Source organism: Variovorax sp. AC103 (genome assembly GCF_979254005.1).
The window spans coordinates 1-9,008 of sequence record NZ_CEEDFC010000047.1 but is presented as its reverse complement, the minus strand read 5'-3'; the positions used below and the strand labels follow the sequence as shown (position 1 = coordinate 9,008).

The following is a 9,008-nucleotide window of genomic DNA, read 5'->3' as shown; positions in this document are numbered from 1 at the left end:
CCCCCCCCCCCCCCCCCCCCCCCCCCCCCCCGCGGCGCATCAATGGCCGACGATGATGTCAAGGCTGTCGAGCCCCCACCCCCGCCCTCCCCCGGGGGGGGAGGGAGTGAAGAAGCATCCACCGGCTTGTTCCCCGCCCGCAGCTTGGCACGCAGTTCAAGCAGCCGATCCACCAGCCCCTTCTCTTCCTTCCACCGCACATTCAGCGCATCGAGCTGCACCTTCGATTCCGCCAGCAGCGCGCTCACCTGGGCCGCACGCTTGGTCACGTCGATGCCGATGGCCTCCTCGCGGCCGATGATTTCCTGCTCCACCGTGAGCCCCTCGATGCGGCGCATGCAGTCCTCCACCTCGGGCGGCGTGGCGTGCTGGCTCACGGCCACGCGCGCGCAGGCCGTGTCCAGCAGGCTCACTGCCTTGTCGGGCAACTGCCGCGCGGGAATGTATCGGTGGCTGAGCTTCACCGCGGCCTCGATGGCTTCGTCGAGCAGTTGCACGCGGTGGTGCTTCTCCAGCACGCTGGCCACGCCGCGCAGCATCAATATCGCCTTCACCTCGTCGGGCTCGGGCACCTGCACCACCTGGAAGCGGCGGGTGAGCGCCGGGTCTTTCTCGATGTACTTCTTGTACTCGGCCCACGTCGTCGCGCCGATGGTGCGCAGGTTGCCGCGTGCGAGCGCGGGCTTCAGCAGGTTGGCCGCGTCGCCGGTGCCGGCCGCGCCGCCCGCGCCCACCAGCGTGTGGATCTCGTCGATGAAAAGGATGATGGGCGTGGGCGAGCTCTGCACCTCGTCGATCACCTGGCGCAGGCGCTGCTCGAACTCGCCCTTCATGCTCGCGCCGGCCTGCAGCAGGCCGATGTCCAGCGTGAGCAGCTTCACGTCCTTCAGCTGCGGCGGCACGTCGCCGCGCGCCAGGCGCTGCGCAAAGCCCTCCACCACCGCCGTCTTGCCGACACCGGCCTCGCCCGTCAGCAGCGGGTTGTTCTGGCGGCGGCGCATGAGGATGTCGACGATCTGGCGGATCTCTTCGTCGCGCCCGGTCACCGGGTCCATCTCTCCCTTCTTGGCTTTTTCCGTGAGGTCGACAGCAAATTTCTTCAGCGCGTCGCCCTTGCCCATGGCGGCCGGCGCCATCGCGCCCGAGTCTTCGCCGGGGGCGCCTTGCCCCAAGCCGGTGCCGTCCTGCGCGCGCATCTGCGATTCAGGCGACGCATCGCAGATCCTGGCGAAGTTGTCGGCCAGGTCTTCGGCCTTGACCTTCTCGAACTGCTTCGACAGGTTGAACAGCGGGTTGCGCAGGCTCTGCGTCTTCAGCATGCCCACCAGGATGTAGCCGGTGCGCACCTGCGCCTCGCCGAACTGCAGGGTGGCGTAGGTCCAGGCTCGCTCGATGGCGTTCTCGATGTGCGGCGAGAAGTCGCTGATGGCGGTGGCGCCGCGCGGCAGGCGGTCGAGCGCGGCGGTCAGGTCTTTCGCGACGACCGACACGTCCAGGCCGTAGTGCTGGATCACTCGGTGCAGGTCGGAGTCCTGCGCCTGCAGCAGCTGGGCGAACCAGTGCTCCAGCTCCACGTAGGGATTGCCCCGCATCTTGCAGAACACCGTGGCGCCTTCGATGGCCTTGTAGGCCAGCGAGTTGAGTTTTCCGAACAGGGCGGTGCGGCTGATTTCACTCATGGAGGACTCCGTATCTCTTCTGGACGAATGAAGCTGGGTGGTTTGAAAGACGTACCGAAAGGCCGGGCCGCATCAACGCGCGCCCACCGGTTGACTGCCGATGCGCACGTCGGCCGCATCGCGGCTGCGCGCCCGCTCGCCGAGCCACGAGACCCAGCCCAGGCGCGGTGCATTGCCCTTGGCACTGCCCAGGCGCGTGGGCGGCACCTGGGCCTTTTCGAGCGCGAGCTCGGCGTCCCATTCGAGCTCGTCGCCCAGCAGCTGCTGCATCCAGCGCTGCAGCACGGGCCGCGCATCGCCTGTCGGCAGGAACATGCGGTACTGCGCGATCGTGAGCGGGCCCAGGTGCAGCCGCACGCGGTGCTGGCGGTCCCATGCGCGCGTGCCCAGCATCGCGCCCATGCCCATCGAGCGCGAGCTCTCGCCCTGGCCGAGCCGCGTGAACTCCTCGGTGGGCAGGCGCATCCAGTGGCCGACCCAGCGCTCCAGCGTCACGGGCACGCCAAAGTAGCTGCACAGCACACGCTCCACGCTCTCCACGTTGTGCACGCGGCGCGCGAGCCAGCCTGAAAAATGCAGGCGCGCGTCGTCATGGATCTCGTCGCGCTGCGTACGCCCCGGCGTGCCGATGCCCACCAGCGCGCCCACCTGCAGGCGAAAGCGGTCTTCGCCCGGCCGGTCCAGCGCCACGGCCGGGCGCGACTGCGCCCAGGCACGGTAGAAGTGCAGCGAGAAGCGGTGCGAGAAGCTGTCCAGAAAGGCCAGCCAGGTCGGGTCGCCGTGGTTCAGGCTGCGCTCGCGGATGAAGTCGCTCAGGTGCACCGGCAGCGGACCGTTGGGGCCGATGTAGCCGAAGAACTGCTGGCGCAGGCGCGGCGGCGAATGCGCGGTGGCGAGCTCGAAGCGGCTGAAGCTCGCGGGCGCGAACGACAGCGACGGCTCCTGCCCCACGCGCACCGGCTCGGCGCCGGGCAGCAGCGCGCGGCCCCAGCGCGGCGTGGTGCCGGCCACCGACTCCAGCCGGCGCATCACCGCGAAATAGTCGCAGGCCCACGGCTCGGCCGACCACGCGCGCAGCGCCGCGTCGACCCGCGTGCGTACCGACTCACCCGGGCTCGCCGCTTCGCGGACGTCGCCTCCCCCCTCGCGGGCGAGGGGGCGAGCGCCTTCGGGCGGCCGGGCGGCGCTCACAGAATCTGCCGCGTCCCGCACAACGGCCTCCAGCGCATGGTCTCGCCCCGGCCCGCCACGCGCAGCACGGTCTCGACGAAATGGTTCACCTCGACATGGCGCGACAGAAAGCGCGCGAGCACGGCGCCGAACAGGAACGCGCTGTGGCCGTGGAAGGCGTCCTTGTCGACCTCGAGCGTCACTTCGAGCCCGCGGCCGAAGGCGATCGGCCCTTTCAGCGGCAGCCGTCGCGCCACCGGCCTGCTCTTCACCGACAGCAGGCCGCGCACCTGGCCCTGGCGCATCTCGTCCGCATGCACTGCGTAGAGCATCAGCGTCTCGCGCAGCGCGGCGGCGCCCTGCTCGGGCGTGCTGTCGGACAGCGACAGGTAGTTGAGCGCCAGGTGGTCGACCACGCGCCATCCGAGGCCCTGGCTCACCACCGGCGACACCGGCCGCGACGGCCCGCGCACCATGCGCACGCGCTGCACGGGGAAGGAGTCGACGCAGTCGAAGTCGTTCTCGCGGCCCAGCGGCATCAACAGCGGCAGGTCGCGGTTGGTGCACAGCGCGCTCACCGCCAGCTGGCGCAGCGTGGCCGCATACGGCGCCTGCTGCGGATCGACGATCTGCATGTAGACCTCGGAGCCGATATGGCTGCTGCGATGGCCCTCGGTGCGCTGGCGGACCGACAGCATGCGCGGCTCGCGCGTGGTGGTGAAGTAGGCCGGGTGGCTGGTGCGGCTGCCGTGGAAGGCCGAATAGAAGGGCCGGAACGCCTGCTCCGCCGCGGTGGCGTCGGCGCCGGGCGCGCCGTGGCCGATGACCTCGGTGACGGTGTGCACCTCGAAGTCCTGCGGGCGCGTGCGGTCGGGCACCAGGTGGAACTGGCTCACGCCCTCGGTCAGGGGCACGCGGTCGAGCCGCTTGGTGAACAGGTTGATGGCCGGCACGCAGTGCAGCTGCACGTTGTCGGCGCTCACCAGCTTTTCGAGTGCCGCGTCGCCGCGCGAGAACAGCAGCACGAGTTCGACCTCGGTCACCGGCATGGCCGCGAGCAGCGCCTTCAGGCCGCCGATGCGCACGAACTGGAAGCGCTGCGGAAAGGCGAAGTACTCCTGCAGCAGCCGAAAGCCCGAGAAGCCGGTGGCGGTCGCGGGCAGCAGGGCCTCGTCTTCCTCGAAGCCGACCGCGCCGATGGCGCTGGCCGGCAGGCTCCGCGCGGTGCCTTGCAATGCGCCGCCGGGCGCGAGCGGCCGCACCAGCACGCCGACGGGCTGGCCCAGCGCGCATTCGTGCAGCTGCCAGGCCACGTCTTCGGCGCCGCTGAAGTGCAACACCAGGTCGTCGAGCGCGATCTGGCTGAAGTTCAGGCCCGCCGTGGCGCGCAGCGCAATGCGCAGGCCGCCGCGAATGGCGCGCGACTGCGGGTGCGTGTTCAGCGGCAGGTCGGGCGCGTAGGTGAAGTACTGCGCGCGCTGGATCTCGATGGGCCAGATGCGCAGCGCGCTCGCGGTGCGGAACTCGCAGTGCGTGTTCTGCCCCACCGCCTGCCGCGCGCGCAGGCCGCTGCCGCGCGGCAGCGTGGGACCGGTCGCGAGGTTGGCATCGTCGGGGTCGGCCACGAACGACGCGACCACCATCGCCGGCGTGGGCGCGAGGAAGTGCGGATAGACGATGTCCAGCAGGTGGCCCGTGAAGCGCGGGTACTCGGCGTCCAGCTTCAGGTTCACGCGCGCCGACAGGAACGCGGTGGCCTCGATGAGCCGCTCCACATACGGGTCGGCCACTTCCTGGCCCTCGATGCCCAGGCGGTGCGCGATCTTCGGGAACGCGCGCGCGAACTCGGCGGAGCTTTCGCGGAAGTAGCGCAGTTCCTGCTCGTACAGGCTCAGCAGCCGAGGGTCCATGTCATTGCTCCGGGAAGGCGGCCGCCGCCGGGCCGCCCCAAGGCGAGCCGCGCCTCCCCCTCGGGGGGTGGCGAATTACACGAAGCGCAGCGCAGTGAAAAGCCGGGGGGCTCATAGTTTCTGCGCCATGTCCACGATCTCTATGCGGCCTTCTTCAAGATCGACTCGGCTTCGCATCAGGAACTCGAGCGGCACGGGCTGCGCCCACAGCATGCCGCGGATCTGCAGGCCGATGCTGTTGTGGGAGTCCAGTGCGGCGCCTTCCATGACGAGTTCCACTTCGAGGGTGCGGGACAAAATGCGCGGCTCGAACTGCAGGATTGCGTTCTTCAAAGCCTGTTCCATGCTGACACGCTGCACCGACGAGGTGAACTGGCCAGACAGCATAGGCAATCCGTAGTTCAGGACCGAGCGCGCCACGTTCGGGTACTGCTTGTCGTCCATCGCAAGGCCGTAGCCCGTGGCATTGAAGAGCCAGCCCAGGTCGCGCAGCACGGCCTGCCGCAGCGCCTGCCGGGTCAGCGTGCGCTTGTCGTCGCCCTCACGTTGCTCGGTGGGCGCGTGGTCGACGAGGCGGTCGAGCAGCGAGGGCTGCAGGCGCTCCTGCGCGGTGAGCTCAGCCATCGACAACGCCCTCGGCGCCCTCGGCCCCGCCCGCGGCGGCCGGCGTGAAGAGGATCTCGCGCACGTCCATCAGCGCGTACTCGCCCGCGTCGCTGCCGAGCACGCGCTGGCCGCGGCCGGCCCACACCTCGGGGCGCAGCTCGCGCCACTCGGTCTTGCGTGCCAGCCGCAGCTCGCCGTCCTCGCTTTTCTCGGTGCCTTCGTAGCGCGTGGGAATCAGCGCCAGGGTTTCGCCGCCGTTCTCGAACTGCAGGTGCGCGGGCATCCACACGCAGTCGCGCAGGTCTTCGGGCGGCTCGATCTTGATGTGCGCGAGCCGCGCATAGGGAATCCAGTAGTACTTGCCGTTGACGAAGGCCTCGAGCACCGGACCGAGGCGCATGTCCGCATCGGCGAGCCATTCGAAGGGCGTGCCGTCGATGGTTCCGGCGATGGCGGGCGCGCCGTCGAAGGCGCGCTGGCGCAGGTCTTCGGCCAGTGCGCTTTCGCCGCGGCCCTCGCGCAGCAGCGACTCGATGAGCAGCGCCAGCCACTCGTCGGGCTGGCCGAAGATCATCGGCGTGCGCGTGCCGGCGAACACCTCGGCGCGCAGGCCTTCGCAGCGCACGGCTTCGCCGTACACCTGCTTCATGGGCACGGCCAGCGCGTCGAGTTCGGCCGCGACGGTGAGCTGGTTGAGCGCGCGCTCCCATTGCCCGAGCACGCACAGCAGCTGCGCCATGAAGACGCGGTGCTTGCTGTCGGCCGGCCTGGCGCGCACATCGTCGCTCAGGGCCTGGAGGGCGGCCACCGGGTCGGCGGCCTTGAGGAATTCGGCGGCGGTCGTCATGGCGTGTGTTCCTTGCGGTGTGCGCGACGTGTTCAGGCGCGGGTGAACTGGCATTCGCGCACCGCGCCGCGCGCGCCGGTCGCCTTCTGCGGGGCCGACTTGATCTTCACCGTGCGGTAGCTGATGGAGATCAGCTCCGAGGGCACGCCCCAGTTGCCGCCGGAGTTGAGCACCAGGCGGCAGATGCGCGCGTTCTCCAGCACCATCTCGAAGGTCGACTGCGCGTCGGGCGCGCGCTGGTCGCCGCCCGACTTGAAGGCGCTGATGACCACCTTCAGGTCTTTCTCCTGCGCGCGCAGCAGGCTCGCGAGGGTGGCGGTGGCCGCGTCGCTGCGCCGCGCCACGATCAGGTTGTTGGGCACCACCTGGTTCTGCGCGGAGGACTCGGGCACCTGCACCGACCAGTAGTAGCCGCCGATGCTCAGGCGCGCCTTGCCGTCCTCGAACGAGCGCTCGAGCTCGCCTTCGACCGGCGCGCCCTTGCTCTCGATCATCATGACCAGGTCTGTGTCGGCCGAGCCGGCGCCCACCAGCTCGTAGAACTGCCGCGCATCTTCAGGGCTCCAGGAGCCGTCGTCGATCAATGCCATATCACCTCCGTTGTTCGGGAAAAGACTGAACCGGGCTCGGGCGTGCGGGCCTCATGGCCGCGCCCCGCCGTCCAAGGGGCCGCCGCGCCGCAGCAGCGCGGCAAAGACCTCGCGCTCGCCGCGCTCGGGCGGCGGCTGCCCGCCCCGCACGCGCACCTGCGACACATCGGCCTGCGTGAAGCCCACGCCGAACAGGCGCGGCGCGCTGTAGGGCGTGACGGGCACGGCCATGACCAGCAGGCGCGCGTCGCCCGCCGCGTCGAGCCAGGGCAGCTCGAAACGCTGGACCGCCGGCTGCTCGGGCGTGCCGCGCTTGAAGCGGTTGGTTTCGCCGAGCGCGTCGGGGTACACCGACTGCAGCGTGCCGCGCGCGTCGATGCCGGCGATGACGAGGTCGAGCGAGCGGCCGCTGGTGTTGCGCACGCTCAGGCGCATGCGCTCGCCCGTGCGCAGCGAAGGCAGCACGCTGGCGGCCTGCGCGACGCTCACGCTGCGCAGCAGGTTGCTGGCGTTCCAGATTTCGAGCGCGGCGTCGAAGCCGTCGAGCTGGCCGCCGCTGCCGTAGGCCTGCAGTTGGCCAAGCCACTTGAGCTGCGCCAGGGCCTGCAGGCGGCGGCGCAGCGCGGCGGTGTCGGGCACGACCACGCTGGACACCGCGGTGCCGAACATCGGCGCAAGCAGTTCGATGCGATGGCCCGCGGCGCCGAGGTCGGTCCAGCGCACGTCGGCGCCCGATGCCTCGTCGGCCGCGCGGATCGCGGCCGGGTAGTCCAGGCTCAGACCGGCGGGCAAGGGCCTGTCGGCGCGCACCCGCAAGGCGGTGGCGGCGGGTTCGCCCAAGGGCGTGACGCTCCAGAAGGCGCTGCCCGGCACCTCCTTCAATGCCGCGGGCAGCGCAAGCCACGCAGCGCCCGGCTTGATCTGCGCGACGGTGGCCGCGGCGCTGCGCACCGCGCCGTCGTCGAGCGTGGCGATCACGCGCACCTCCTGCTGCTGCGCCAGGCCGTCGAGCAGGCCGGCCTTGACCGACAGGCTGTCGCCGCTGCGTTGCGCGCGCCACACCGGGCGCGTGGACGCGGGCGCGGCGCTGTTGGCGAACAGCGGCGCGTCGAGGTTGCCTTCGGCCACGGGCGACGGCAGCTCGCGCGTGGGAAAGCGCTGCGCCAGTTCGTCGATGACCGGCGGATACAGCGCGAGCACGCCGTCGAACAGGTCGCGCCAGGTGGCGGGCCTGCGCGACAGTGCCTCGACCACGGCCCAGGTCAGCAGGCCCTGCGGACGGGCATTGCGCGCCTTGCGGGGCAGGCGCAGCTCGGGCGTGATCTGGTGGCTCTCGGAGGCGAAGAAGGCGACGTAGCGGGCGCGGGGAACGGCGTCGGCGGGCAGGGGCACCGGCGTTGCGCGCGCGGGTGCATCGCCGCCCACGAGCTGCGTCGCGCGCAGCCCGCGCCAGCGCACCTCGTCGTCGGGCGGGCCCTCGGCGGTGGCGGGCACATCGGCCGCGCCGCGCGTCATGGAATTGGCGGAGCAGGTGTCGAACACGGAGGCGATGAACACGTTCTTCGCAAGGAAGGACTGGATCCACGCGTCGAAGTCCACATCGCGCAGGTCGCCGGTGAGCGCCGTGTCGGCGCCGAGCGTGCCGCGCACGTCGCGCGCCAGGAAGTTCTCGGACAGGCCGTCGGGCTCCTGGTAGCGCTTGGCGGTGTCGCGCAGGCGGGTGCCGTGGCCGGAGAAATACAGCAGCACGAAGTCGCCGCTTTTCGACTGGGCCAGCAGGCGCGCGAGGGCTTCGTGGATGGCTTGCGATTCGGGCAACGCGGCGCCGCCGACGCCGTCGGCCAGCACGGTGATGTCGGGGGCGGCGAAGCCTTGCCTGAGCAGCGCGTCGCGCATCAGCATCACGTCGTTGCGCGGTGCCTGCAGCCACAGGGCCTGCGGCTGGTTGACGAGTTCGGAGACGCCGACGAGCAACGCGCGCGGCGTGGCGAAGGCGAGGCTGCCGCAGGCGAGCAGCCACAGCACGAGCAGCGCCTGCAAGAAGCGCTGCTGCCTTGCTCCTTCCCCCTCCGGGGGAAGGCTGGGATGGGGGCAGGCAGAGCGCTCGATGGATACGCCGCTGGCCCCCACCCCTGCCCTCCCCCGGAAGGGGAGGGAGAAAGGCATGGCTCCTTCCCCCTCGGGGGGAAGGCTGGGATGGGGGCTG

7 protein-coding genes are annotated in these 9,008 nt (G+C 70.7%); all 7 read right to left on the bottom strand.

Annotated elements, in window-relative coordinates; translation table 11 throughout:
- Positions 1–1,679: AAA family ATPase (locus tag AC0IYU_RS34515; protein WP_472126826.1), on the bottom strand; the 1,679-nt coding region annotated here is incomplete at its 3' end.
- 72 nt (positions 1,680–1,751) lie between these two features.
- The gene (tssG, locus tag AC0IYU_RS34510; protein WP_472126824.1) at positions 1,752–2,870 is read right to left on the bottom strand and encodes a type VI secretion system baseplate subunit TssG; all 1,119 of its coding nucleotides are present in this window, start codon (positions 2,868–2,870) and stop codon (positions 1,752–1,754) included.
- Complete coding sequence (gene tssF / locus AC0IYU_RS34505; protein WP_472126821.1) at positions 2,867–4,759, bottom strand: type VI secretion system baseplate subunit TssF; 1,893 nt, start codon at positions 4,757–4,759, stop codon at positions 2,867–2,869. Before tssF ends, tssG begins: the two co-directional genes overlap by 4 nt.
- Positions 4,760–4,870: 111 nt before the next feature.
- Positions 4,871–5,383 (bottom strand): type VI secretion system baseplate subunit TssE, encoded by a 513-nt coding sequence (tssE, locus tag AC0IYU_RS34500; RefSeq protein ID WP_472126818.1) that lies wholly within the window; start codon positions 5,381–5,383, stop codon positions 4,871–4,873.
- Entirely contained in the window at positions 5,376–6,212 is an 837-nt protein-coding gene (locus AC0IYU_RS34495; RefSeq protein ID WP_472126815.1) for a type VI secretion system accessory protein TagJ, read from the bottom strand. The genes tssE and AC0IYU_RS34495 overlap by 8 nt, the downstream gene beginning before the upstream one ends.
- Positions 6,213–6,244: 32 nt before the next feature.
- A complete protein-coding gene (locus AC0IYU_RS34490; protein ID WP_472126812.1) occupies positions 6,245–6,802 on the bottom strand; it encodes a type VI secretion system tube protein Hcp in 558 nt (185 codons plus the stop codon).
- Between the two features lie 51 nt (positions 6,803–6,853).
- Complete coding sequence (locus tag AC0IYU_RS34485; RefSeq protein ID WP_472126809.1) at positions 6,854–8,842, bottom strand: caspase family protein; 1,989 nt, start codon at positions 8,840–8,842, stop codon at positions 6,854–6,856.
- Positions 8,843–9,008: the final 166 nt, after the last annotated feature.